Genomic DNA, 24845 nt, shown 5'->3' with positions numbered 1-24845 from the left:
CTACGCCGCTTCCTTCAGCCTATCCAAAACAAGCTCAAAACAGTAAAATACCCTCTTTATTCCAACCTATTCCATCCACCATGCTCACCTTCCAACAAATTATTTTCAAATTACAAAACTACTGGGCAGACAAAGGCTGCACCGTTATCCAACCTTTCGATATGGAAGTCGGTGCCGGTACTTCCCATCCTGCCACTTGTCTGCGCGCGTTAGGCCCAGAGCCTTGGTTTGCCGCTTACGTTCAACCCAGCCGCCGCCCCAAAGACGGCCGCTACGGCGACAACCCCAACCGCTTGCAACACTACTATCAATTCCAAGTTGCGCTCAAACCAGCTCCCGCCAATATTCAAGACCTCTACCTCGACTCACTGCGCGAATTGGGTATCGACCCTAAAGTACACGACATCCGTTTTGTCGAAGACGACTGGGAAAACCCTACTCTCGGCGCTTGGGGTTTGGGTTGGGAAGTTTGGCTCAACGGCATGGAAGTAACCCAATTCACCTACTTCCAACAAGTCGGCGGTATCGACTGCTCCCCTGTACTTGGTGAAATCACCTACGGTATCGAGCGTCTCGCCATGTATCTGCAAGGCGTGGAAAATGTGTATGATCTCGTTTGGGCAAAAACCCTTGATGGCAACATCGTCACTTACGGCGACGTTTATCATCAAAACGAAGTCGAACAATCCACCTACAACTTCGAATACAGCGATGCCGATTGGCTCTTGCGCCAATTCAACGACTATGAAGAACAAGCCAAACGCCTGCTTGCCGTTGAAGACACCAGTCTTGCCCTGCCTGCTTACGAACTTGTACTCAAAGCCGGCCACACGTTCAACCTATTGGATGCACGCGGCGCCATTTCCGTTACCGAACGCGCAACCTACATCGGCCGCATTCGTGCACTGAGCCGTATCGTTGCTCAAAAATTCGTTGAAAGCCGCGAGAAACTGGGCTTCCCATTGCTTAAAAACCAATAAGCCTGCATATACTTACCACGCCGCCCTTTGATACATTCAAGTGGCGGCGTTTCTATTTTCAGACGGCCTTAACGTCGATGCCATCGCAAACACTTCCTGCCTGCTTTCAGGTAAAATAAGCCCTTTATTACATAAACCGTCTGAAAACATGAGTTCATCCTCTTCTGCAAAAACGCCCTTTTTCTTACTTTCCCTCGTTGCCATCATTCTTGACCAACTGAGCAAATGGGAAATCTTGAAACACTTTACCGAAGGCGAACGCCTCAATATCATTCCAGACTTTTTTGACCTGACGCTTGCCTATAATCCAGGCGCGGCTTTCAGCTTTTTGGCCGACCAAGGCGGCTGGCAAAAATTCTTCTTTTTAGGTCTGGCCGTCGTTATCAGCCTGTATTTGGCCCGTGCCATCTGGCGCGATGAGTTTGGCCGCTGGGGTAAACTGGGGGCTGCCATGATTATCGGCGGCGCGATTGGCAATGTGGTTGACCGTCTGATTCACGGCCACGTTGTCGATTTTCTGCTTTTCTATTGGCAAAACTGGTTCTACCCCGCATTTAACATTGCCGACAGCTTTATCTGCGTTGGCGCAGTTTGCTTGGTATTAGATGGTTTGCTGCACAAAAAAACACCTTCAAACGACACAAAGGCCGTCTGAAAACGGAACACACATGACTCAAAAAACCATTATCCTTGCCAATCCCCGCGGCTTCTGTGCCGGCGTTGACCGTGCCATCAGTATTGTTGAACGTGCACTCGAAGAATACGGCGCACCCATTTACGTCCGCCATGAGGTCGTTCACAACAAATTCGTCGTGGACAATCTGCGGGCAAAAGGTGCCGTCTTTGTCGATGACTTGGCGGATGTACCCAAGGGTGCAACGCTGATTTACTCGGCTCACGGCGTATCCAAAGCCGTACAGGAAGAAGCTGCACAACGTGGTTTCCGCGTTTTTGATGCCACCTGCCCTCTGGTAACCAAAGTCCATAAAGAAGTAGCCCGCCTTGATGAGCAAGATTACGAAATTATCATGATCGGCCACAAAGGCCATGTCGAAGTGGAAGGCACAATGGGACAATTACCTCCGGGTAAAATGTTTCTGGTTGAGACAGTGGAAGATGTAGCCGGACTGAACATCAAAAATCCTGACAAACTTGCCTACGTCAGCCAAACCACTTTATCGGTAGACGAAACCAAAGACATCATTGCAGCTTTAAACCAACGCTTCCCCAATATCCGTAATCCGCACAAAGAAGACATCTGCTACGCCACAACCAACCGCCAAACCGCTGTTAAAGAATTGGCGGAAGAATGCGATCTCGTGATTGTTGTCGGCTCGCCCAACTCTTCCAACAGCAACCGCTTGCGTGAAGTAGCCGCATTACGCGGAGTTGATGCCTATATGGTCGATAATGCCTCCTATCTGAAAAAAGAATGGTTTGAAAACAAAACCAAGGTCGGTGTCACTGCCGGTGCATCTGCGCCCGAAGTATTGGTCCGAGAAGTCTTACAAACCATTCAAGATTGGGGACATGAGACCATACGTGAAGGAGAAGGCGCAGAAGAAAGCATTGTATTTGTCTTGCCCAAAGAGTTGCGTCGCGAGGGCGAAAACAAACAAATCCTAAATAAAGGGTAAGTTTGTTATTTGCTTTATTTGAAAACTTAAGGCCGTCTGAAAATTTTCAGACGGCCTTAAGTTTATTTTGCTAATAAAAAAGACCTGCCTTAAAAGCAGGTCTTTTCATACATTATCCTGATTATTTATCAGAAGTATGTTGCTGACGGCGTAAGATAGCCGGAATTTCAAAGTCATCCAGTACAGACTGGTTGCTGAAATCAGCCGCAGTCAGATTCATAGAACGGATATTGCGGTTGGTACGAACCAAGCTTTCAGCACTGCTTTGGCTTTGAGCTTGAGGCGCTTCTGCCGCACCGCGTACCAATTGTTGGGTACGGGCAGCAGCACGCAGTTGGTTGTCAGTACCGTTTTCTTTCAAGCCGGTAGCAATGATGGTAATACGGATAGCATCTTCGCTCATGCTCTCGTCTTCGGCAGCACCAAATTTGCATTCCACTTCAGGGTGTGCATTTTGGTTGACAATACGCATAATCTCGTTGAACTCGGACATTTTCAGGCAACCAGGGGCAGTGGTAATGTTTACCAATACACCGCGTGCGCCATCCAAAGTAACGTTATCCAAGAGCGGGCTGGAAATAGCCTGATCGGTAGCCAAACGGGCACGGTCGATACCTTGTGCAAAACCTGAACCCATCATGGCGATACCGCGATTGCTCATCACGGTTTTCACGTCGGCGAAGTCCAAGTTGATCATGTCGCTAGGGCAAGTCACCACTTCAGAAATACCGGCAACCGCATCACGCAGTACATTGTCTGCCGCACGGAAAGCTTCGCGCATGGTCACGTCTTCGCCCAAAGCAGTCATCAATTTGTCATTCGGGATAATAATCAGGGAATCCACGCGCTCTTTAAGCTGATCCAAACCTGCTTGAGCGATATGTACGCGTTTGCCTTCGTAAGCAAACGGACGGGTTACAACCGCAACGGTCAGGATACCCATTTCTTTAGCGATTTCAGCCACAACAGGAGCGGAGCCGGTACCTGTACCACCACCCATACCGGTAGTGATGAACAGCATGTTTGCACCGCGGATGGCATCTTCGATGGCTTCGCGATCTTCTTGAGCAGCGGCGCGGCCGATTTCAGGATTTGCACCGGCACCCAAACCTCGAGTCAGGTTTGTACCCAATTGAATGCGTTTAGCCGCATTGTTTTTAGCCAATGATTGCGCATCGGTATTGGCACTGATGAACTCAACACCATGAATAGTGTTGGCAACCATGTTGTTGATGGCATTACAGCCGCCGCCGCCCAAACCGATAACTTTAATAACAGCAGGGCTTGTTGCTGATTCTGCTACGTCGTAAACAAATTCCATTCAATAATCCTCCGCGCCCCGCTTTATAAGGACGGTTCAAAAATAACTCATTATCCGTATTATATAAGAAGTATCCAGATACTGGCAAAAATCTTCTTACCATTCAGCTGTCGGCGTTATATTTTTACTACATTTTTTAACAGAAAATATACAAGTTTTAAATTATCCACTTGGCAATTATTTAAAACCGTTTAATTCCACTTAAATATTCAGGACAAACGGTTGCTGCACCGCCTGCCCTGAAAACTTTTATCAGAAATTGTCTCTGAAGAATCTTTGGATTTTTTCCCACAGACCCATTTTTTTTCCTGCATCATTCAGGGCAATCGCACCGGTTCGGCTAGTTTGTTCACCCTCTTCTGCGGCATAGGCCGTCTGAAGCAGGCCGATCGCTGTTGAATAGCGTGGATTGCGGATACGCTCAGATACGCCGCCCATTTCTTGTGGAACACCAATACGCGCCGGCAGGTTGAAGACTTCTTCCGCCAACTCAACAATACCGGTCAACATAGAAGCACCGCCGGTCAAAACGATACCGGAAGTCAGCACTTCTTCAGGGAAGCCGGAACGGCGCAATTCGTTCAGCGTCAATTCCAAAATCTCTTCTACACGCGGGCCGATGATTTCAGCCAATACACGGCGTGAAATTTGACGTGATTGACGGTCACCAACACTAGGAACTTCAATCATTTCATCCAAGCCGTCCATAGTCGGAATCGCGGCACCGTAATGGATTTTGATGTACTCGGCTGCACTGTGCGGCGTACGCAAGGCTTGTGCCAAGTCTTTGGTAATCAAATCGCCAGCAACGGGAATAACCGCGGTATGGCGGATTGCACCATTGGTATAAACCGCGATATCGGTTGTACCGCCACCGATATCGATGACGCACACACCCAAATCTTTTTCGTCTTCAGTCAAAACAGCATGACCGCTTGCCAAAGGCTGAAGCATGATTTGATCCATTTGCAGGCCGCAACGTTGGATACATTTTTGGATATTTTGCAAGGCAGTGTTAGCACCGGTAATGATGTGAACACGGGTATCCAAACGCACGCCGCTCATGCCGATAGGCTCTTTCACACCTGGCTGGTTGTCGATGATGTACTCTTGAACCACAGTATGCAAGATATTGTGATCAGGCGGAATATTGATGGCTTTGGCCGTTTCGATGGCACGATCGATGTCGGCTTGCGATACTTCGCCATCTTTAATTTTGACCACGCCTTGTGAATTCAGGCTGCGGATATGGTTACCAGCAATACCGGTGACGACGTGGGAAATTTTGGTATCTGCCATCAGCTCGGCATCTTCCACCGCCTGACGAATGGCTTGTGCAGTGGCGTCAATGTTGGTCACCATACCTGCACGCAGGCCGCGTGAAGGGCTTTGACCCAAGCCAACAATGTGGATTTCGTTATCTTCCCGAATCTCACCGATTAAGGCGATGACCTTGGACGTACCAATGTCTAAGGCACTGATATATTTATTTTGTTGTTGTTCCATAATTGCTCGTTCGCTATGTTGTCTGACTGACGGTTTGATTATTTTTGAAACAAGATTGCTTCACGTCTAATCGGCTATTCACTGTCGGAAGGGTTTTCAGACGGCCTGTAACGGACTGAAAAACCATCCTTATAACGCATATCGACATACTCGATACGACTTTGTTTTTTACGCAGCAGCGATGGCCAAATCTGGGCAAACTGCTGCAAACGTTTGATTTCGTTTTCACGCCCCAAGCGCACGGTAATGCCGTTGTTCAATACAAGCAGCCATGCCGACCGCGGCGTGTAGATCAATTCTTTGATGGTCAGTTTCAACGGGCTCAAAATTCCGGAAAAGTCCGCATAATGTTTGACCATGTCTTTGCCTGTCCCCTGCTGCCCTTCAAATATAGGCAGGTCCTGTTTCAGGCTTGCGGCAAACACATTACCCTTACTGTCCACCAAGCCGCCAGCGCGCCAGTGTGCAACCGGCACACGCTCGGTCAGGATAATTTCCACGGTTTCCGGAAAACGGCGGCGTACCATTGCCGAGTCAATCCAAGGCAACTCCTGAAAAGCGGCCTGCGCCGAATCAATATCGGCGCGGAACATATTACCCCTGATATGCTCTCGTGCAACGGTTTGCAATTCTTTGCCGGAAGCATATTTCAGCTTGCCCTGAATGGCAATCTGTTTCACAGGGAAATATTTGGAATTGTAAAGCCAAGCTATGCCCGAACCTATCAACAGAAAGGTCATCAGCACCAATAGCCGGCGGGTCAGCCGACCCAGTGCGCCTGCATCATCCCACATGAGCGGTCTTCAAAATCTCAATACATAAATCAGCAAAATCTACGCCGGTATGGCCTGCAGATTTTGGCACCAAACTGTGGCTGGTCATACCGGGCAAGGTATTGATTTCCAAGAGATACAGTTTACCGTCCGTATCTTTCAGAAAGTCCACGCGCGAACAACCGTCCGCACCAATCGCCTGTGCGCCACGCACGGCCAGTTCGCGCATCAGGTTTTCCTCCGCCTCGCTCAGATCTTCCGACGGGCATTGATAAACCGTATCGTCGCGGTTGTATTTGGCTTCGTAATCGTAAAACTCGGTAGCTGGAATAATATGAATGCTCGGCAGGCCTTTGCCGTTCAATACCGGGCAAGAATACTCTCCGCCGCCGATAAAGCGTTCGGCAATAATTTCACCCTGCAAATGTTTCAATTCTTCGTAAACGCTTTTCAGACGGCCTTTTTCTTTGACTTTTACCACACCGACGCTGCTACCTTCTGCGGCGGGTTTCACAAACATCGGCAGGCCCAATTTTTCTTCAACGGCATCAAAGTCGCTGTCGTCATGCAATACGGCAAATTCAGGGACAGGCAAGCCCACGGCCTGCCAAATCAATTTGCAGCGGTATTTGTCCATACCCAGCGCAGAAGCGGCTACACCGCTGCCGGTGTAAGGAATACCCATCAGTTCCAACGCGCCTTGAATCGCGCCATCTTCGCCGAAAGTGCCGTGCAGAATATTGAAGGCCGTCTGAAAACCTTGTGTTTTCAATTCAGACAACGGGGTTTCTTTGGGGTCGAACGCATGGGCATCAACGCCTTTGCTTTTCAAGGCAGCCAAAATAGCGGCACCGCTATCCAGAGAAACTTCGCGCTCGCTGGAGAATCCGCCCATCAACACGGCCACTTTGCCAAAATTCTGCATAATTTCTACTTTCTTAAATACTGATACAGGCCGTCTGAAATATTGTTCAGACGACCTATGTGTCCTCAAAGGCCAATATGCCTTTTTATTATGATTGTTTCGACAATTCCACCAATGCAGACGGAACGCGGTTGATGCTGCCGGCACCCATATTCAACACGACATCGCCGTCTTGCAAAACATTCAGCAGCATTTGCGGCAGGTCGGCAACATTTTCGCAGTAAATCGGCTCAAGTTTGCCCAATACGCGGATGGCGCGCGCTAAGGCGCGGGAGTCAGCCGCGGCAATCGGCTCTTCTCCTGCGGCATAAACTTCGGTCAACACCAGCGCATCGACGGTATTGAGGACTTTGGTAAAGTCTTCAAACAAATCGCGTGTACGGGTATAGCGGTGCGGTTGAAAAGCCAAGACCAAGCGTTTTTCAGGGTATGCACCGCGCGCAGCGGAAAGGGTTGCCGCCATTTCGACAGGATGGTGGCCATAATCGTCCACCAGCAAAGCAGTTCCACCGTTTGGCAACTTAATGTCGCCATATTTTTGGAAGCGGCGGCCGACACCCTCAAAGCCGAGCAAACCTTTTTGGATCGCTTCAACCGATGCGCCAACTTCCAGCGCAACGCCGATAGCCGCCAATGCATTGAGGACGTTGTGGCGGCCGGGCATATTCAAAACAACTTCAAACGGTTCTTGCTCATGTCCTTTCATTTGAACATGAACAGTAAATTTCATTTGCGCGCCAACGTTTTCAATATCGGTCGCGTAGATATCGGCAGTATCGTCCAAGCCGTAAGTGGCGTAAGGTTTGCTGATTTTCGGTAAAATCGCACGGACGTGTTCGCTATCGATACACAAAAAGGCTTTTCCATAGAATGGCATACGGTGGATGAAGTCCACAAACGCCTGATGCAGTTTCTCAACGCTGTGTCCGTAAGTGTCCATATGGTCTTCGTCGATATTGGTTACGACGGACATAATCGGCGTCAGATACAGGAAAGAAGCATCGGATTCGTCGGCTTCGGCAACAATGTATTCACCTTTACCCAAACGGGCGTTGGTACCTGCGGCGTTGAGCTTGCCACCGATAACGAAAGTCGGATCGAGTCCTGCCGCGCCGAGAATAGAAGCGGTTAGGCTGGTGGTCGTGGTTTTACCGTGCGTACCGGCAATGGCGATACCATCACGGAAGCGCATCAATTCTGCCAACATCAACGCGCGCGGAATCACGGGGATTTGCTGTTCCAACGCGGCAACAACTTCAGGATTGTCTTTTTTGACGGCAGTAGAGGTAACAACTACGTCGGCACCATTGACGTGTTCGGCAGTATGACCGGGGTAAACTTGGATGCCGAGAGCGCTCAAATGCTCGGTAACGGCATTACGCGCCTGATCCGAACCGGAAACTTTAAAGCCCAAATTGTGTAAGACTTCGGCAATACCGCTCATGCCGACGCCGCCGATTCCGACAAAATGGATGTTGGTGACTCGATTTTTCATCATAATGTTGCGTTCCGGTTGGTTTTTAGTGCGTAAAGGCGTTATTTTAAAGGGCTATCCGCTTCTGCGCTATGCTTTTATTGTAAAGGAATTTTAACAAAAGCAATAAAGGCCGTCTGAAACGCCGTTAATCAACTTTTCAGACGGCCTTGAACAAAGTCTGCCTGCTTATTCGGTACAGGATATGGCAATTTCCGCCACATCGTCCGCACTGTGCGGCAGTGCCAGCGTACGGGCATTTTTCGCCCATTTCAGGCATTTTTCGCGATTCAAGCCGCCGAGAATTTCGGCCAGTTTTTCTGCCGTCAGTTGAGTTTGCGGCAACAACAAACCGGCTTCGGCCTGCACCATAAAACGCGCATTGGCTGTTTGGTGGTCGTCCACCGCGTGCGGATACGGCACCAGCAACGCACCCAAACCGGCAGCCGTCAGCTCGGCAATCGTCAGCGCGCCGGCACGGCAAATTACCAAATCGGCATCACGGTAGGCGGATACCATATCGGTAATAAATTCCACGCATTCGGCTTGCACACCCAACGCATCGTAATCCGCCTGCAGGTTGCCCAATTTATTGCGGCCGGACTGATGATACATTTGCGGACGGGCCGCTTCAGGCAATAATGCCAACGCTTGCGGGACAGTTTTATTCAACACATCCGCACCCAAACTGCCGCCCACCACCAAAACTTTCAGACGGCCTTGACGGTTTTCAAAGCGTTCTTCAGGAACAGGCAATGCCGCAATATCGGCACGGACAGGATTACCCACCAATCCGCCTTCATGTTGAAAGGCTTTGGGGAAAGCATACAGAACACGTTTTGCCCAACGCGACAGTTGGCGGTTGGACAAACCGGCTACGGCGTTTTGCTCGTGAATCACAATCGGCACACCGGAAATTTTTGCCGCCACGCCGCCGGGGAAAGTAACGAAACCGCCAAAACCGATAACGCATTCAACACGGTGTTTCTTAATAATCTGCTGCGCCTCGCGGACGGTTTTGTACAGCGTAAACGGCAACATCAGCTTACGCTTGATGCCGTTGCCACGGATGCCTTTAATGGCCAGCGTTTCCAAGCGTATGCCGTATTGCGGCACGATGCGCTCTTCCATCGAATCTTTACTACCCAACCAAATCACATGATGGCCGCGCTTTTGCAGCGACTCGGCAACCGCCAATGCAGGGAAAATATGACCGCCCGTACCGCCGGCCATCAGCATAAAAGTTTTACCGCTCATGGTTTTACTCCACCGAATAACCGCGCATTTTTTGGCGGTTTTCATAATCAATGCGCAATAACAAAGTAACGCACACCAGCATGATAAAGACAGCCGAACCGCCGTAAGACATAAACGGCAAAGTCAGGCCTTTAGTGGGTAGGATACCGATGTTTACACCGATATTGAAGAAACTTTGAATACCAATCCAAATGCCGATGCCGTTGGCGATGTACGCGCTGAACATCAGGCCCGAATCACGCGCCTGTTTGCCGATGGAAAACGCACGCCACACCAGCCAGCCGTAGCAGAACACCAAAACCAGCATCCCTAAAAAGCCGAATTCTTCGCCGATGACGGCAAAAATAAAGTCCGTGTGTGGCTCGGGCAGGTAAAAGCGTTTACCCAGGCTCGCACCCAAACCCTCGCCAAACCAGCCGCCGCGCACAATGGCCATCAAAGACTGCGTCAACTGATAGCCTTTGCCCAGAGGATCGCTCCACGGGTTCAAAAACGCCGCCACACGCGCCATACGGTAAGGCGCGGCCAAAATCAGCAAACCCATTCCGCTCACAACGGTCGCCACCAATACGGCAAAATACTTCCACGGAAAGCCTGCCAGAAACAGCATACCCATAGTAATCACGACAATCACAACAAACGAACCAAAATCCGGTTGCAACATAATTAAAATCAGGCTGATAGCAATCGACACAATCGGCCACAACAGAGTTTTGAACTTGATGGCTCGTTCCTTGACCCGCCTCCTGGCCTCCGCCTTAAACGGGCAGGACAGCAAATCACCGATACCCGAAAATAGGGACGACCAACCCAAAGAATCTAAATCGCGCAACATTTCTTCACGGCGCGTAAACAGGCTGGACAAATACAAAACCGTTGCCAATTTGAAAAACTCGGTTGGCTGCAAGTTGAGCGGCCCGATATGAATCCAACGCGTCGCGCCGTTAATCTCACGGCCGACAAACAATACCAGCAACAACAGCAAACCCGAAACAGCAAAATAAAATGGAATAATCCGCCGCCAGAAGCTCATCTTCAGCAGGAAAAGCGGCAAGCATATGGCCACCGTAAACAGGATAAACATTGCCTGCTTAGACACAAAAGAAAACTGGCTGCCCCCTTCCGATGCCGCATACGCAATAGAAGCCGAATAAATCATAATCAGGCTGAAGACCGTCATTAAGACGACCATCCACAAGAGAGAAACATCAAACTTCCGACCATCGCGCGCAATCGGCCGGTCAAGCATTTTGGAAAGACTAATCATGAAAACATCCGTAACGGCTTGAATAAAATATTCAGACGGCCTGCAAATGGGCAAGAGGCCGTCTGAAAAAATGAATTAACGTTATTTTAAAGGTTTATTTCCAAACCAACAATTCAGAATCTACGGTTCAAAAAAGAGAAAGCGTGTTGACCTGTCCTTAGGAAGGATTGGTGGCTTATTTTAGATAAAAATCCCAATATCAAGCCCCTGCCCTACCGAGCTTTTCAGACGGCATGATAAACAATCGATATAAGTTTTAACCCTACATTCATCCCTTCAACAGGCATAAAAACCTACGGCAGAATTTCAATTTCTGCGTTGTGTTTCACGCTGCGGTAGAGCTCGTCGATTTCCTCGTCCGTTACCGCGATGCAGCCGTCGGTCCAGTCTTTTTTCAGGTGTTTTTTACCGATAAAACCCCAGCCGTTTTTTATGCCGTGGATTTTAATCAGCCCGCCCGGGCTTTTGCCTTGTGCCGCCGCGTAGGCTTTGTCGGCTTCGTTGGGGTAGGAAACGCCGAGGTTTTTGTGGTAGCCGCTATTGGGATTACGCTCATTGATGCGGTATTTTCCTTCGGGCGTTTTGCCGTCGCCTTCAAACTGTTTATGCCCGACCGGTTGCTTGCCCAACGAAATGGGATAGATTTTCAGTAATTTTCCTTGCGAGTAGGCCGACATGGTGCGTTTGCTTTTATGCACAACCAATCTGTCGATAACGGCATCTTCAGGCAATGGCGTTTCACTTGGCGTGGTAACAGTAGTCGTGGAACGAATCGGCGCAGCAAACCAAAACACCGAGACAGCGACAGCCAAAAGTACGACTGTCGCCAAGCCGATTTTCAACCCTCTTTTCATCTTTCAGACGGCCTTACAAAGCCTTAAACGCTTCAATAAACACTTCCGAACGGTGCGCATAGCCTTTAAACATATCAAAGCTCGCACAAGCCGGGCTGAGCAACACGATATCGCCCGCTTCGGCTTGGGCGTATGCCGTTTGAACGGCTTCTTCCAAAGTGGCGCAGTCGGTCATATTCAAGCCGCAGCCGTCCAAATCGCGGCGGATTTGCGGCGCATCGACACCGATCAGAAACACGCCTTTTGCCTTGCCGGCAAGCGCGTCGCGCAGGGGCGCGAAGTCCTGCCCTTTGCCCATACCGCCCAAAATCACGAAGAGCGGATTTTGCAAACCGGCAATCGCGGCAGCGGTCGCGCCGACGTTCGTGCCTTTGCTGTCGTCGATGAACACCACACCGTTTTTCTCGCCAATTTTTTCCACGCGGTGCGGCAGGCCTTGGAAGGTTTTGACGTGTTCGAGCAACTCATTTCGCGTTAATCCAATAGCCTCACACAAAGCGACGGCAGCCATGACGTTGGCGGCGTTGTGCAAGCCTTGCAGCGGGATGTCTTGCGTGTCAATCAAATCTTCATTGCCTTGTTTCAGGCTGCCTGTCTCGCGTTCCAACCAAAAATCGGCTTGGTGCTCCAATGAAAACCATTTCACCTCGCGCCCGGCACGCTTCATGGCGCGGCAGAACACGTCGTCTGAATTTAAAACCTGCACGCCATCGCCACGGAAAATCTTGGCTTTGGTATGCGCGTAGTCGAGCAAGTCGTCGTAGCGGTCGAGATGGTCTTCGGAAATGTTCAGCACCGTCGCCGCAGTCGGGCGCAGGCTTTCAGTGTTTTCCAGTTGGAAGCTGGAAAGCTCCAACACCCACACGTCCGCCTTTTTGCCTTCACGCTGCAATTCCGCCTCCAAAACCGGCGTACCGATATTGCCCGCGATAACGGTATCCAGCCCGCACTTGATGCAGAGATAACCGACCAGGCTCGTTACCGTGGTTTTGCCGTTGCTGCCGGTAATCGCAATCACCTTGTCGCCGCGGCGGTTCACAATGTCCGCCAGCAATTCGATGTCGCCCAACACGCGCCCGCCGTTTTGCTTGAACACCTCAATATCAGGCTGCCGCTCGCTGATGCCGGGACTGAGCGCCAGAATATCGAAACCATTATCCAACGCATCTTTCAGACGACCCGTGTAAAACACCAGCCCGTCAAACATCTTGCCGATTTGCGACACGCGCTCCGGTTTCAGCTCCGCATCATAAGCGGCAACCTCCGCGCCGTTTTTGCGCAGATAGGCAATCATGGAAATACCCGTACCGCCGAGTCCGGCGACGAGGATTTTTTTGTTTTGGAAAGTCATTTTGGTTTTGTCCTAAAACAAATCATATTGTGCAGGGGGGATGTCCGCCCCCTGCCCAAGCCGCTTTCAGACGGCATCGCGAGCCGATTAATAACCCGCTGCTTTCAGGCGTTGGTAATTGTCGCAGCCGTTTTGGTCTCCGTTTTGACACGCCTTACCAAGCCATTCTTGGGCGAGCGTAAGGTCTTGGCGCACGCCGTGCCCATTGGCATACATCCAACCCAAATTAAATTTTAAATAGGGCCCATAAATGCCCTTGTTCTGCAGCCTCGCGATACCACTGCACTGCCTGTTCATCATCTTGACGGACTCCTCGCCCTCGTTCATACATCACGCCCAAATTGTATTGGGCATTGGCAAGCCCTTGTTCTGCAGCCTTGCGATACCACTGCACTGCCTCTACATAGTCTTGATGAACCCCTAGCCCTTCTTCATACGCTTCACCCAAATTATCTTGGGCTTGGGCATGCCCCTGCTCCGCCGCCTGCCGATACCATCTGACCGCTTCGGCATCGTCTTGGCGCACGCCGCGTCCTTCGTCATACATCACGCCCAAATTGTATTGGGCTCGGGCTAACCCCTGTTCCGCCGCCTGCTGATACCATCTGACCGCTTCGGCATCATCTTGGCGCACGCCGCGTCCATTAGCATACATCCAGCCCAAATTGAATTGGGCATCGGCATACCCCTGCTCCGCCGCCTGCCGAAACCATTTGACCGCTTCGGCATCGTCTTGGCGCACGCCGCGTCCATTAGCATACATCCAGCTCAAATTGAATTGGGCATCGGCATACCCCTGCTCCGCCGCCTGCCGATACCATCTGACCGCTTCGGCATCGTCTTGGCGCACGCCGCGTCCATTAGCATACATCAAGCCCAAATTGAATTGGGCTCGGGCATCCCCCTGCGCTGCCGCCTGCCGATACCATTTGACCGCTTCGGCATCGTCTTGGCGCACGCCTTGCCCGTAGTCATACATCACGCCCAAATTGGTTTGGGCTACGGCATACCCCTGCTCCGCCGCCTGCCGATACCATCTGACCGCTTCGGCATCGTCTTGGCGCACGCCGCGTCCGGTTTCATACATCAAGCCCAAATTGTTTTGGGCTTGGGCATTCCCCCGTTCTGCCGCCTGCAAGGTTTCCCGAAAATCCGATACGTCATCCGCCCATGCCGCTTGCTTCAAGCCCAAGGCAATCAGGGCGGCGTCAAGCCATTTGGTTGTTTGTTTCATGGTTTCTCTCCTGTTTCAGTATAAGGTGGGTTTCAACCGCCGTTAACGATAAGGCGGGGCGAATTGCTGCCGCAGGTTTATTACGCGTTCAAATGCCGTCTGAAAGGTGTTCAGACGGCATAGGTTCAGCGGATTTTGAGGGTGCTCAAACCGATCAACACCAAGACGATGGTGATAATCCAAAAGCGGACGACGACTTGGGTTTCTTTCCAGCCTTTTTGTTCGTAATGGTGATGAATCGGCGCCATCAGGAAGATGCGTTTTTTGGTGCGTTTGTACCAACCGACTTGCAACATAACGGAAATGGCTTCGACAACAAACAGGCCGCCCATGATGACGAGGACAAATTCTTGACGGATGATGACGGCAACGGTACCGAGTGCCGCACCGAGCGCGAGCGCGCCGACGTCGCCCATAAAGACTTGTGCCGGATAGGCGTTAAACCACAAAAAGCCGAGACACGCGCCACACATGGCGGTACAGAAAATCACCACTTCGTTCGCACCCGCAACGTAAGGCAATTGCAGGTATTGTGCAAATTGTGAATGGCCGCTGGCATAAGCAAAGATGGCAAGGCCGGCGGCGACAAGTACAACGGGGAATGCGGCCAAACCGTCCAAACCGTCGGTCAGGTTAACGGCATTGGATGTGCCGACGATGGTCAGGTAGGACAATACCAAGAAGCCGACGACGCCAAGCGGCAAGGCAACTTGTTTGAAGAAGGGAACAATCAGGATATTGTTGGCAGAGTTTGTCGCAAGGTAGAACAATGCCAAACCGGCGATGATGGCAACGCTGGACTGCCACACCATTTTGAATTTGGCAGACACGCCGTTAGGGTCTTTATAAACCACTTTGCGCCAGTCGTCATAAAAACCGAGTGCGCCGGTAGCAAGCAAGACTCCTAAGAGAATCCAGATATAAGGATTTGCCCAGTTGCCCCACAAGATTGTGGACACGGTAATGGCGGTCAAAATCAGCGAGCCGCCCATGGTTGGCGTACCGTTTTTGATCAGGTGGGTTTGAGGGCCGTCAGTACGGACGGCTTGACCGACTTTAAGCGCAGTCAACTTGCGGATGGTCCACGGACCCAACAATAATGAAAATACCAGCGCAGTCAGCGCAGCCATCACGGCACGGAATGTGGTGTATTGAAAAATATTCAGACCGGTTAACCAGTTACTGAAATGTGCGAGCCATAAAAACATGGGGCTTCCTTTTTTGTTTTTGTTGTTACAGCGGGCTTATTGCCCAATTAAAAATAAATCGGTATGCCGTCTGAAATTACAGACGGCCTTGTTGAGTAAGATTATTTCTCTACCACGCAAATCGGATAGTTTCCAGGATTCTTTCCGCCGCCCAAATCCAAGCAGGTATCTTCATAAATAAATGCCTGTACTTTCATTCCAGCATAAAACGCAGCAATCAGCAAACCAGCCAATAGTAAAATCTTTTTCATATTTCAGACGGCCTTCTTAAGTTTTATTTTCTTGAGTCTGAAAATAATCCTTGGGATGTAAGCAAAACAAGCTGTAACAAATTGCAGCGCGAATAATGACATCCAACAATGGAAACCCGATTCTAGGGGAAACCAAATAACCGACCATATTGTAGACGATATACAGTATACAGCCATACAGCCATAACCTACGCGCCCAATCCTTACCTCTCCATAATCCAACAGCACTAACCAGCATCAATATCACTTGCACAAGCAAATGAAAATTTCCTAACCAAAATTCAAACCAACCCCAACGTCCTCTTGTGCTTTCGTATGCTTCGCTTATTGTCTCAAATCCTACATCTTTGATGTACTGCCACACTACAACCGGCCATAACACTGCTGCCACTACCATCATCCCAACGATAACCTGCAACAGTATAGGCCGTTTCCTTTTCTGTTCCATTTTCAGACAACCTCTTTATCCGTCAGTGCCTCGACCACTTCTTCCATCTTCATAAAGCGCGAGCCTTTGACCAATACAGTAGCGCGTTCAGGCAAGTCGTGGCTCAACACTTGAATCAGCGGATCTTTATCTGCAAACCACAAACCTTCCGCACCAAACGTCTCTGCCGCTTCAACGCTGTTGTCACCGACAAAATATGCGGCCTCGATGCCTTTATCCCGTGCATACGCGCCAACTTCGGCGTGCATGGCTGCGGCTTCGTCCTCGCCCAATTCGCCCATGTCGCCCATTACAAAAATACGCGGCGCAGGCATAGCGGCGAGCACATCAATGGCGGCTTTCATGCTGTCAGGGTTGGCATTATAAGTATCGTCAATCAAAGTCGCGCCTTTAATGCCTTGCTTGATATTCAGACGGCCTTTGATATTACTGAAATTTTTCAGGCCGTCTGAAACTTCGGCAAGGCTCAAACCTGCCGCCAAAGCCATAGCCGCTGCCGCTACGGCATTATGCACATTGTGACGGCCGGGGACTGGCAACACCACGGCAACACGTTCATTGTCACGCACCAAATCAAACTCGCAGGACAACAGTTTCAACTCAATATTTTCTGCATGGACATCGCCACTGGCAATGCCGAAAGTCTGAGCATTCAGTTGTGCAGTAGCGGCTTCAAATGTAGCGATATTGGCATCTTCGCATGGAATCAGCGCAATACCGTCTGCAAACAAACCTTCGTAGATTTCACTTTTAGCTTTAGCAATATCGCCGACACCATCGAAACCGCAACCAACATGCGCGCGCAAAGCGTTATTGACCAGAGCGACATTCGGACCGGCGATTCGGGTCAGCAAAGACAACTCGCCAAAATGGTTCATACCCATTTCAATGACGGCATAGCGGTGTTTTTCGTTCAGTTTCAACAAAGTCAGCGGCAGGCCGATATGGTTGTTGAAATTGCCGGCAGTCGCCAACACAGCTTCATCACCGAATCGATGACGCAATACGCCGGCCAACATCTCTTTAACCGTCGTTTTGCCGGAAGAGCCGGTAATACCAAAGACAAACGGATTCACATTTTCACGCCAAGCCTTCGCCAGTTTTTGCAAAGCCACAAGCGTATCGTCAACCTTCAATGCGCCTTTCAAAGCCGCACAATCTTCGCGCGAAACCACAACCGCCGTCGCCCCCGCTGCCAATACATCTTCAACAAAGTCATGCGCGTTAAAGCGCTCACCGGCAAGCGCGAAAAATACGTCGCCTTCCTGAATATCGCGGCTGTCGGTAACAATACGCGAAACAGGTTGATTTTCAGACGGCATCGGAAGGTTGAGGGTTTGGCAGATGAAATTTAGGTCTAGTGGTTTCATGGTTTCTTTCGTTTGTTTTTTTCAGATGGCCTCACATAACCATCTGTAAATGTTTCATCATAGATTTAGGCGTAACAAAAGTTAAACCGTACATACTGCCTAATGCCACTGCCTGGCTTTCCTCTAAATCGGCAACCAGTATCACAAAGCGGTCATCCGGCAAATTCAATCGTTTTTTCAAGCGTACATATTTTTCAATGTCTCGTCTGAACTCCCCTGATTTACATTCCACCACAACTGGCTCTTTACCCATCGGCAAAAATACAACATCTAACTCCTGTTTATCTTCATTGTCGAATTTGACTTTTACATTTCGAGCACAAGAAAAAGCATAATCTTTGCCTTTGTGTTTTGCTTCTTCAAGCATTTTGCCCAGCGCAAACCATTCAAGCCAACCACCACAAAAAAAGTGCTTGATGGCAGTGGCACGTTGCAGATTCAAGCGAACAATTTTTTCCTGTTTCTGATAGAAATACTTAGAAAACAGAGTATGGCTATAAAATTGTCGGCATAGATTATTCATTGTTTGCCCATCTTTTTGCGACATTTTGCCTATATCCAAACTAATGCTTGTGTGGTTGTGACTATATGCCCAACTAATCTGCCCCAACATATTTTTAGTAATCTGATAATTGTTGCCTAATTTAATGGCAGCCTCATCAAAAAAACCGCTCATATTGACCGCCTGAAAGTTAAACATCGGCACAATATTGGCTCGGGCAAACCATTGCCGTATTGGTTCATGTTGTTTTTCAGTAGCTAAAATGTCGGTTTCCGATAAATTGACGCCTGCCAGCAGATTATAATTTTGATTTTCCGAACCAGTATCTTGCTGTGTATTTTCCTCCCTGTCGTCTTCCTGTTGCTTCAAAGCCTGCAATTCCCGGTTCACTGAAAAATAACGTTCCAACAATTTACTGACAAAAAATAAAGTGTCGTAAACCTTAACCGGAGCCGTGCATTTTGGACAAGCAATTTCACTCATTCCGGATTCGTAGTAATGCTCATTCATGTAACCGCATTTATTGCAGCGAAAAATACCCATAATGTTCCCTTATTATTTGTTTCAAAATTTATTTCAGACGACGTTTGAAAATTTTATCTTTCCTGGTTAATCAGCGGATACGGATTCACCGCGCCACTCGGCAGATACACGCCGTAATGCAGGTGGGCCGGTGTAGTCCTGGCGTTGCCGGTTTTACCGACATAGCCGATGACCTGCCCTTCTTTTACTCGTTCATACAGACGGATACGGGCAAATTTATTGAGGTGGGCATAGTAATGCCACGCACCCGGCCCTTGAATACCGATAACTTTACCGCCCAATCGGTTGCGCCCGATTTTGGTGACGATGCCGGGCGTGGTACTGCGTATCGGCGTGTTTTTCTTAGCAAAAATATCCACACCTTCATGCCTGCGCCCCTGACTGCGCGCGGCGCCCCAAGTATCGTCAAAACGCTTGCCTTTAACAGGATTCGGCAGGCTTTGCTCGGCCGGAGGCTGTTGCGCCCTCAACTGCTCGATTTCGGCAGTAGGACGCGGAAGTTGTTTGGTTGTACAACCTGCGAATAAAACCACAGCTGCACTGATTAATAAGGTTTTTATCGGCATTTTCAGCATCAAATCGGTCTCCTTGTTGTTCAGACGGCCTTGTTAAAAAATCCTCTGAAACAAACAACTGTGATGGGTTTAATGGCTGACGTGCCGTAATGCGTGTGTCGTATTGCTTTTATTGTATAGGTTTAAATCTTTTTCAGACGGCCTTGAGGTTTCGGGCCGTCTGAATATTTGCGTTATGGCTTAACCGCGCTCTGCCAATGCTTTTTCTGCGATTTCAAAATCGGAGAAATGGTGCTTCACGCCTTGTACATCCTGATAGTTTTCATGTCCTTTACCGGCAATCAGAATGATGTCGTTCGCGGCAGCCTGCTCAACCGCATAACGGATGGCAACGGCACGATCAACTTCGACACGTTCAGGATTAGATACAGCAGGCAAAATATCGTTGATGATGTCTTGAGGATTTTCCAAGCGCGGGTTATCGCTGGTAACCACTACTTTATCGGCACCCTGAACTGCTGCCGCACCCATCAATGGGCGTTTGCCGCGGTCTCGGTTGCCGCCGCAGCCGAAGACGCACCATAAAGCCGCGCCCAGCGGTTTGATTTCCTGCAAAGTGGAGAGTGCTTTTTCCAGTGCATCCGGCGTGTGGGCATAATCGACAACAACCAAAGGTTTGCCGCTGTTCATAATGCAATCCATGCGGCCTGAAGCAGGACGGATTTTTGCTAGTACTTCCAAAATGTTATTGAGTGGATAACCGTTGGCACACAGCAAGGCAACGCAGGCGGCGAGGTTTTGTGCGTTGAATCGTCCGAGCAGACGAGTGCGGCATTTTCCTTCGCCCCATGGTGTTTGGAATACGGCTTCCATGCCGTCTGATGAAGCGGTGAAATCGGTAATGCGGATATCAGCGTGTTCGCTGAAACCATAGCCGTAAACGGCTAAATCGGGACAGTCTTTTTTCAGACGGCCTGCGAGTTCTGCGCCGTATTCATCATCGACATTGATGATGGCGTGTTGCAGACCATGCCAGTAGAACAGGCGCGATTTGATGGCACCATAGGCTTCCATGGTGCCGTGATAGTCGAGGTGGTCACGGGTAAGATTAGTGAAGATTGCGCTGCGGAATGGCACGCCGTTGACGCGCGATTGGTCAAGGCCGTGACTGGAAACTTCCATCGCAGCGGCTGTTGCGCCTTGCTGACGGAAGCGGTAGAGCAGAGTTTGGACATCGACAGGGGCAGGCGTGGTATGCGTGGTCTCTTCCAATGCGCCCCAAAAGCCGTTGCCGACTGTGCCGATAATAGTGGTTTTTTCGCCCAACAGATCAGCAGCTTGCGCCAGCCATTGTGTGATAGAGGTTTTGCCGTTGGTACCGGTTACGCCCCAAACTTTAAGGCCGTCTGAAACATTGCCGTAAACCTGTGCCGCCAACATACCGGCGCGATGTTTCAGATCTTTAATGCCTTGATTGGGAACGTTCCATTCGGGATTCCATGTGAATTTGCCGTCATCATCCCAAAAAACAAAGGTGGCACCGTTGACAATGGCGGCAGGAATATAGCTGCGGCCGTCTGTATATTCACCCTGACAGGCAACGAAAATGTCACCCTGTTTAATTTGTCGGCTGTCTGAATGCAACAAACGCCCTGCTGCGTTTTCACACAGCAGAGGCGGAAAGTTGGTTTCAGCCAAGGGGGTTAACTTGCTGAACATAAACAATATCTCTTTGATTGTTTGGATTATGACGGTACTTTGACAGTAGCGGTATTACTTAAAGGCTTGGTCGGGGAAACGCCCAAGATGTTCAAGCTTCCGCTCATGACTTCTTTGAATACGGGACCGGCAACCACGCCGCCGTAATAGCCGTTGGCAGTCGGTTCGTCGATGGTAACGGCCACAATCACGCGTGGATTTTTAGCCGGAGCAAAACCGATGAACGTACCGACGTGTTTGTTGTCCACATAGCGGCCATTGACCAGTTTGCGCGCCGTACCGGTTTTCGCACCTACGTCGAAACCATCTACCGCACCTGCAGTACCGGTACCGCCGGCTTCAGTAACGGAAACCATCAACTCGCGCACTTTTTTCGCAGTAGAGGCTTTGATGACGCGCTTGCCTTTAGGGGCAACCGCTTGTTTTTCAAAGCTGACCGGCAACAATTCGCCATCATGGGTCAAGACAGTATAGGCACGCGCCAATTGCAACAGGCTCAATTGCAGGCCATAACCGAAAGACATGGTTGCCTGTTCGATTTTTTGCCATCTGCGCCAGCTTCTCAACAAACCTGCAGTCTCACCAGGAAAGCCTGAATGCATGCGCACGCCCACACCTAAATCGTGATAGAAATCGTACATTTCTTTAGGCGTAAACATGGCAGAAAGTTTACTGGTACCGACGTTGGAAGATTTTTGCATGATGCCGCGCACATCCAAAGTAGGATAAACGTGGGTATCTTGTACGGTAGCCGGACCGATTTTGTACGGCAGGGTATTGAACGTATCGGTTGCATCCACTTTGCCTGAATCCAATGCTTTGGCAATGGTAAACGGCTTCATGGCAGAACCTGGTTCAATCATGTCGGTTACAGCGCGGTTGCGGCGCTGTTCGCTATTGGCTTGACCCGGTTGATTCGGATCGTAAGCCGGGCTGTTGACCAAAGCCAAAATCTCGCCGGTTTGCGCATCCAATACCACAACAGTACCTGCTTTGGCTTTGTGATAAGCCACCGCTTTGTTTAACTCGTCATAAGCCAGCGTTTGAATACGCTGATCCAAAGACAAAATCATGTCTTGGCCGTTTTTAGGCACGCTGTTGCGCGGAGAGTCGAGGCTGTCTACGATGTTGCCTTTGTTGTCGCGCAATACGACTTTCGCGCCATCTTCACCGCGCAGGCTGTCTTCACGAGAAAGCTCCAAGCCCTCCTGACCTTTGCCGTCGATATTGGTAAAACCGATAACATGCGCAAACAGATTGCCCATCGGGTAATGGCGTTTCAATTCTTTTTGGAATGCAATGCCTTTAATGCCCAATGCTTTGATTTCTTCTGCTTTCTCGTAGCTGAGTTGACGTTTCAAGTAGATAAAGCCTTTGTCTTTTTTAGACAATTTATTTTTCAAAACTTCAACAGGCACATCAGCAATGGCCGACAATTTTTCCAACTGCTCGTCAGTCGGCATTTCCTCCATACCGGAAGGCATGGCATACAATGATTCGGTAGGCGCACTCAAAGCCAATGTAGCACCATTGCGGTCGGTAATCATACCGCGTGATGCCGGCAGCGGAAGCGTACGCACAAAACGTTGGTCGCCCTGATTTTTCAAAAATTCATGCTGACTGGTTTGCAGATAAACCCCGCGTACCAACAGACCGGTAAATGCCAGCGCAACAGCGCCCAGCACCAAACCGATTCGCCCGTTACTTGTCAGCGGCTTTTTCGTTTTTGTTGTTCCAGACAGCATTTGAGGTTTATATTCGTTCTTAATTAACATGTTGAACTTCTCATGACTTAGCTGCTCAGTGAGCCATCAAATCCCGTAAATCTTGCACCAATGCAAGGCTCTGTATTCTTATTTTTTGCGTTCCAGCATAGCCGTATTATGCGCACCCGGAGGAAGCAGATGTTGCTTTTCGGCCGCCACTTTAATCAACTTGTGGTTTGCCAATCTTGCTTGCTCCAATTTCAGGCGCGCGTAATCCTGTTCCAACTGAATTTCCCGTTTTTGTGCCTTATCCAACTCGATAAAATGCAAACGGGACTGGTTTTGCTTAAACACTACGGCAAAGGCTGAGACCGTCACCAAAACCAGTAATAAAATATTCAACTTACCCATCTCAAACTTTCAGACGGCCTGTCAACAGGACTATCTCTTACGACAGCGTTTAGACGCCATCCCCTACTCAATAACCGAAAATTCGCCACTGCTTCGCTCCGCCACACGCAAAACTGCACTGCGCGCACGCGGATTGGCTTCAGTCTCTGTCGAATCCGGTTTGATTGCTTTGCCCACAGCCTTCAAAGGCGGCTGAGGTAAATCCGCTTCCTTAACCACTGCCCAACGGGGCAATGGCGCATGTTGCGAATATTTTTTAATAAACTGCTTCACAATTCTGTCTTCCAGCGAATGGAACGCAATGACAGCCAAGCGCCCACTCTCTTTCAGACGGCCTGCAACCTGCGGTAAAACTGCCTCTACCTCTTCGAGCTCGCGGTTAATAAAGATGCGAACTGCTTGGAAGGTGCGCGTTGTAGGGTCTTGTCCGCGCTCACGAGTACGGACGTTTTGCGCCACAAGCTGCGCCAGCTTGCGGGTTGTATCGATGGGACTTTCCTCCCGTTGCGCAACAATGGCGCGCGCAATCTGGCGACTAAACCGCTCTTCACCATAATTCTTAATGACCTCGTGTAAATCCTGTTCGGATGCGGTTGCAATCCATTCCGCCGCAGACATCCCGCGAGTCGGATCCATCCGCATATCCAACGGTGCATCAAAGCGGAAACTGAATCCGCGGCTGCCATCGTCAATTTGCGGCGACGAAATCCCCAAATCAAAAAGCGCACCGTCAATCTTATCGATGCCCAATTCATCCAAGGCCGTCTGAAATGTTTCAAAACCATTGTGTACGACACTGACACGTTTATCTTGCGCCGCCAGCTCATTAGCTACCGCAATCGCCTCGGGGTCTTTATCAAAAACAACCAAACGACCCTGCTCACCCAAACGCGACAAAATCAGCCGGGAATGCCCTCCCCTACCGAACGTACCGTCCACATAAATCCCGTCTTCACGGATTGCCAACGCATCCACCGCCTCATACAACAAGACAGTAACATGCTGATAATTTTCAACTTTACTCACAATTGCAAATCCGTTTGACTCAATTGGAAAGCCAATTCATCAGGATCAATATCCAAAGCCTGATTCATTTCCTCTTCCCAATGTTCGCGGCCCCACAACTCCATACGGTTTGCACGGCCAACCAAAGTAACTTCTTTTTCAAAATCCACGCGTTTACGCAGATTCGCCGGAATCAAAACACGTCCGGCGCTGTCCCACTCCAAAATCTCCGCATTGTGCAGCAGCAGATTCTGATACCGTTGCAAAGACTCATTGCCGGCCACTTTCAACTTCAAAATCTGCTCGGCTTTTTCTTCCCAAACGGGCTCGGGGTACATCAATAATTTTTTTCGGGAATCCAGTGTGACCACAATCGCAGGCGTATAACGGCGCAGCAAAATATCGCGGAATTTGGCAGGAATTGCCAACCGCCCTTTACTGTCCATACTCAATTCATGAGCACCGCCAAACACATCACACCCCAAATTCGATTAAAATAAAACAGAGTGGGATTAAAAATCCCACCTTTCTAAAATCTTTCGTTTTCACTTCTACGGAACACTTTTTAGGAAAAAGTAACCACTTTCA

25 protein-coding genes are annotated in these 24845 nt (G+C 49.7%); 3 read left to right on the top strand and 22 right to left on the bottom strand.

Going from position 1 to position 24845, the window contains the following annotated elements:
- Positions 1 to 80: 80 nt before the first annotated feature.
- The 3 genes from glyQ (at position 81) to ispH (ending at position 2617) form a co-directional block, all read left to right on the top strand.
- The gene (gene glyQ, locus ACTHSN_RS05605; RefSeq protein WP_003685919.1) at positions 81 to 980 is read left to right on the top strand and encodes a glycine--tRNA ligase subunit alpha; all 900 of its coding nucleotides are present in this window, start codon (positions 81 to 83) and stop codon (positions 978 to 980) included.
- Between the two features lie 148 nt (positions 981 to 1128).
- Positions 1129 to 1635: a signal peptidase II gene (gene lspA / locus ACTHSN_RS05600; RefSeq protein ID WP_049331903.1), complete on the top strand. Its 507-nt coding sequence runs from the start codon at positions 1129 to 1131 to the stop codon at positions 1633 to 1635.
- A 13-nt stretch (positions 1636 to 1648) separates the two neighbouring features.
- Positions 1649 to 2617: a 4-hydroxy-3-methylbut-2-enyl diphosphate reductase gene (ispH, locus tag ACTHSN_RS05595; RefSeq protein ID WP_070459529.1), complete on the top strand. Its 969-nt coding sequence runs from the start codon at positions 1649 to 1651 to the stop codon at positions 2615 to 2617.
- 121 nt (positions 2618 to 2738) lie between these two features.
- Here the strand turns inward: ispH and ftsZ are convergent, their stop codons facing one another.
- The 22 genes from ftsZ to mraZ all read right to left on the bottom strand — a co-directional run bounded on the left by ftsZ (position 2739) and on the right by mraZ (position 24730).
- Positions 2739 to 3938, bottom strand: coding sequence for a cell division protein FtsZ (gene ftsZ / locus ACTHSN_RS05590; RefSeq protein WP_070459532.1), 1200 nt, complete (start codon positions 3936 to 3938; stop codon positions 2739 to 2741).
- Positions 3939 to 4190: 252 nt separating this feature from the next.
- Positions 4191 to 5444: a cell division protein FtsA gene (gene ftsA, locus ACTHSN_RS05585; protein WP_440365158.1), complete on the bottom strand. Its 1254-nt coding sequence runs from the start codon at positions 5442 to 5444 to the stop codon at positions 4191 to 4193.
- A 74-nt stretch (positions 5445 to 5518) separates the two neighbouring features.
- Positions 5519 to 6238, bottom strand: a complete 720-nt coding sequence (locus ACTHSN_RS05580) for a cell division protein FtsQ/DivIB (protein WP_049331910.1) — start codon at positions 6236 to 6238, stop codon at positions 5519 to 5521.
- Positions 6228 to 7142: a D-alanine--D-alanine ligase gene (locus tag ACTHSN_RS05575; protein ID WP_070749181.1), complete on the bottom strand. Its 915-nt coding sequence runs from the start codon at positions 7140 to 7142 to the stop codon at positions 6228 to 6230. Before ACTHSN_RS05575 ends, ACTHSN_RS05580 begins: the two co-directional genes overlap by 11 nt.
- Positions 7143 to 7230: 88 nt before the next feature.
- Complete coding sequence (gene murC, locus ACTHSN_RS05570) at positions 7231 to 8640, bottom strand: UDP-N-acetylmuramate--L-alanine ligase (protein WP_070645581.1); 1410 nt, start codon at positions 8638 to 8640, stop codon at positions 7231 to 7233.
- Between the two features lie 165 nt (positions 8641 to 8805).
- Positions 8806 to 9873, bottom strand: a complete 1068-nt coding sequence (gene murG, locus ACTHSN_RS05565; protein WP_003748297.1) for an undecaprenyldiphospho-muramoylpentapeptide beta-N-acetylglucosaminyltransferase — start codon at positions 9871 to 9873, stop codon at positions 8806 to 8808.
- Positions 9874 to 9877: 4 nt separating this feature from the next.
- Positions 9878 to 11140, bottom strand: a complete 1263-nt coding sequence (locus ACTHSN_RS05560; RefSeq protein WP_440365157.1) for an FtsW/RodA/SpoVE family cell cycle protein — start codon at positions 11138 to 11140, stop codon at positions 9878 to 9880.
- Between the two features lie 293 nt (positions 11141 to 11433).
- Positions 11434 to 11994, bottom strand: coding sequence for a L,D-transpeptidase family protein (locus ACTHSN_RS05555; protein ID WP_440365156.1), 561 nt, complete (start codon positions 11992 to 11994; stop codon positions 11434 to 11436).
- A 13-nt stretch (positions 11995 to 12007) separates the two neighbouring features.
- On the bottom strand, positions 12008 to 13345 hold the full coding sequence (gene murD / locus ACTHSN_RS05550; protein WP_440365155.1) for a UDP-N-acetylmuramoyl-L-alanine--D-glutamate ligase: 1338 nt from the start codon (positions 13343 to 13345) through the stop codon (positions 12008 to 12010).
- 87 nt (positions 13346 to 13432) lie between these two features.
- Positions 13433 to 13561: a hypothetical protein gene (locus ACTHSN_RS05545; RefSeq protein ID WP_440365154.1), complete on the bottom strand. Its 129-nt coding sequence runs from the start codon at positions 13559 to 13561 to the stop codon at positions 13433 to 13435.
- Positions 13562 to 13571: 10 nt separating this feature from the next.
- Positions 13572 to 14579 (bottom strand): SEL1-like repeat protein, encoded by a 1008-nt coding sequence (locus ACTHSN_RS05540; protein WP_440365153.1) that lies wholly within the window; start codon positions 14577 to 14579, stop codon positions 13572 to 13574.
- Positions 14580 to 14704: 125 nt separating this feature from the next.
- Positions 14705 to 15787, bottom strand: a complete 1083-nt coding sequence (mraY, locus tag ACTHSN_RS05535) for a phospho-N-acetylmuramoyl-pentapeptide-transferase (RefSeq protein ID WP_003685861.1) — start codon at positions 15785 to 15787, stop codon at positions 14705 to 14707.
- A gap of 101 nt (positions 15788 to 15888) precedes the next feature.
- On the bottom strand, positions 15889 to 16038 hold the full coding sequence (locus ACTHSN_RS05530) for a hypothetical protein (RefSeq protein WP_003748282.1): 150 nt from the start codon (positions 16036 to 16038) through the stop codon (positions 15889 to 15891).
- A gap of 16 nt (positions 16039 to 16054) precedes the next feature.
- Complete coding sequence (locus ACTHSN_RS05525; RefSeq protein ID WP_049331932.1) at positions 16055 to 16486, bottom strand: hypothetical protein; 432 nt, start codon at positions 16484 to 16486, stop codon at positions 16055 to 16057.
- A 2-nt stretch (positions 16487 to 16488) separates the two neighbouring features.
- The gene (locus ACTHSN_RS05520; protein ID WP_070712112.1) at positions 16489 to 17856 is read right to left on the bottom strand and encodes a UDP-N-acetylmuramoyl-tripeptide--D-alanyl-D-alanine ligase; all 1368 of its coding nucleotides are present in this window, start codon (positions 17854 to 17856) and stop codon (positions 16489 to 16491) included.
- 31 nt (positions 17857 to 17887) lie between these two features.
- Entirely contained in the window at positions 17888 to 18901 is a 1014-nt protein-coding gene (locus ACTHSN_RS05515; RefSeq protein WP_440365152.1) for a hypothetical protein, read from the bottom strand.
- Positions 18902 to 18954: 53 nt separating this feature from the next.
- Positions 18955 to 19476: a M23 family metallopeptidase gene (locus ACTHSN_RS05510; protein WP_440365175.1), complete on the bottom strand. Its 522-nt coding sequence runs from the start codon at positions 19474 to 19476 to the stop codon at positions 18955 to 18957.
- Between the two features lie 180 nt (positions 19477 to 19656).
- On the bottom strand, positions 19657 to 21135 hold the full coding sequence (locus tag ACTHSN_RS05505; RefSeq protein ID WP_107792137.1) for a UDP-N-acetylmuramoyl-L-alanyl-D-glutamate--2,6-diaminopimelate ligase: 1479 nt from the start codon (positions 21133 to 21135) through the stop codon (positions 19657 to 19659).
- Between the two features lie 26 nt (positions 21136 to 21161).
- Positions 21162 to 22910 (bottom strand): peptidoglycan D,D-transpeptidase FtsI family protein, encoded by a 1749-nt coding sequence (locus ACTHSN_RS05500; protein ID WP_004518895.1) that lies wholly within the window; start codon positions 22908 to 22910, stop codon positions 21162 to 21164.
- Between the two features lie 78 nt (positions 22911 to 22988).
- Positions 22989 to 23252: a cell division protein FtsL gene (ftsL, locus tag ACTHSN_RS05495; RefSeq protein ID WP_003681879.1), complete on the bottom strand. Its 264-nt coding sequence runs from the start codon at positions 23250 to 23252 to the stop codon at positions 22989 to 22991.
- A 63-nt stretch (positions 23253 to 23315) separates the two neighbouring features.
- Entirely contained in the window at positions 23316 to 24278 is a 963-nt protein-coding gene (rsmH, locus tag ACTHSN_RS05490) for a 16S rRNA (cytosine(1402)-N(4))-methyltransferase RsmH (protein ID WP_440365151.1), read from the bottom strand.
- Positions 24275 to 24730: a division/cell wall cluster transcriptional repressor MraZ gene (gene mraZ, locus ACTHSN_RS05485; protein WP_003748265.1), complete on the bottom strand. Its 456-nt coding sequence runs from the start codon at positions 24728 to 24730 to the stop codon at positions 24275 to 24277. The genes rsmH and mraZ overlap by 4 nt, the downstream gene beginning before the upstream one ends.
- Positions 24731 to 24845 lie beyond the last annotated feature (115 nt).

Origin of the sequence: Neisseria sp. P0009.S010 (assembly GCF_051958545.1) — a bacterium.
In the GTDB taxonomy this organism is placed as follows: Bacteria; Pseudomonadota; Gammaproteobacteria; order Burkholderiales; family Neisseriaceae; genus Neisseria; species Neisseria subflava_A.
This window is presented reverse-complemented; position numbering and strand designations above follow the sequence as displayed.

Bases quoted from the DNA above. Each gene is read 5' to 3' on its own strand.
- glyQ (WP_003685919.1), top strand. From the start codon at position 81: ATGCTCACCTTCCAACAAATTATTTTCAAATTACAAAACTACTGGGCA.
- lspA (WP_049331903.1), top strand. From the start codon at position 1,129: ATGAGTTCATCCTCTTCTGCAAAAACGCCCTTTTTCTTACTTTCCCTC.
- ispH (WP_070459529.1), top strand. From the start codon at position 1,649: ATGACTCAAAAAACCATTATCCTTGCCAATCCCCGCGGCTTCTGTGCC.
- ftsZ (WP_070459532.1), bottom strand. From the start codon at position 3,938: ATGGAATTTGTTTACGACGTAGCAGAATCAGCAACAAGCCCTGCTGTT.
- ftsA (WP_440365158.1), bottom strand. From the start codon at position 5,444: ATGGAACAACAACAAAATAAATATATCAGTGCCTTAGACATTGGTACG.
- ACTHSN_RS05580 (WP_049331910.1), bottom strand. From the start codon at position 6,238: ATGTGGGATGATGCAGGCGCACTGGGTCGGCTGACCCGCCGGCTATTG.
- ACTHSN_RS05575 (WP_070749181.1), bottom strand. From the start codon at position 7,142: ATGCAGAATTTTGGCAAAGTGGCCGTGTTGATGGGCGGATTCTCCAGC.
- murC (WP_070645581.1), bottom strand. From the start codon at position 8,640: ATGATGAAAAATCGAGTCACCAACATCCATTTTGTCGGAATCGGCGGC.
- murG (WP_003748297.1), bottom strand. From the start codon at position 9,873: ATGAGCGGTAAAACTTTTATGCTGATGGCCGGCGGTACGGGCGGTCAT.
- ACTHSN_RS05560 (WP_440365157.1), bottom strand. From the start codon at position 11,140: ATGATTAGTCTTTCCAAAATGCTTGACCGGCCGATTGCGCGCGATGGT.
- ACTHSN_RS05555 (WP_440365156.1), bottom strand. From the start codon at position 11,994: ATGAAAAGAGGGTTGAAAATCGGCTTGGCGACAGTCGTACTTTTGGCT.
- murD (WP_440365155.1), bottom strand. From the start codon at position 13,345: ATGACTTTCCAAAACAAAAAAATCCTCGTCGCCGGACTCGGCGGTACG.
- ACTHSN_RS05545 (WP_440365154.1), bottom strand. From the start codon at position 13,561: ATGTATGCCAATGGGCACGGCGTGCGCCAAGACCTTACGCTCGCCCAA.
- ACTHSN_RS05540 (WP_440365153.1), bottom strand. From the start codon at position 14,579: ATGAAACAAACAACCAAATGGCTTGACGCCGCCCTGATTGCCTTGGGC.
- mraY (WP_003685861.1), bottom strand. From the start codon at position 15,787: ATGTTTTTATGGCTCGCACATTTCAGTAACTGGTTAACCGGTCTGAAT.
- ACTHSN_RS05530 (WP_003748282.1), bottom strand. From the start codon at position 16,038: ATGAAAAAGATTTTACTATTGGCTGGTTTGCTGATTGCTGCGTTTTAT.
- ACTHSN_RS05525 (WP_049331932.1), bottom strand. From the start codon at position 16,486: ATGGAACAGAAAAGGAAACGGCCTATACTGTTGCAGGTTATCGTTGGG.
- ACTHSN_RS05520 (WP_070712112.1), bottom strand. From the start codon at position 17,856: ATGAAACCACTAGACCTAAATTTCATCTGCCAAACCCTCAACCTTCCG.
- ACTHSN_RS05515 (WP_440365152.1), bottom strand. From the start codon at position 18,901: ATGGGTATTTTTCGCTGCAATAAATGCGGTTACATGAATGAGCATTAC.
- ACTHSN_RS05510 (WP_440365175.1), bottom strand. From the start codon at position 19,476: ATGCTGAAAATGCCGATAAAAACCTTATTAATCAGTGCAGCTGTGGTT.
- ACTHSN_RS05505 (WP_107792137.1), bottom strand. From the start codon at position 21,135: ATGTTCAGCAAGTTAACCCCCTTGGCTGAAACCAACTTTCCGCCTCTG.
- ACTHSN_RS05500 (WP_004518895.1), bottom strand. From the start codon at position 22,910: ATGTTAATTAAGAACGAATATAAACCTCAAATGCTGTCTGGAACAACA.
- ftsL (WP_003681879.1), bottom strand. From the start codon at position 23,252: ATGGGTAAGTTGAATATTTTATTACTGGTTTTGGTGACGGTCTCAGCC.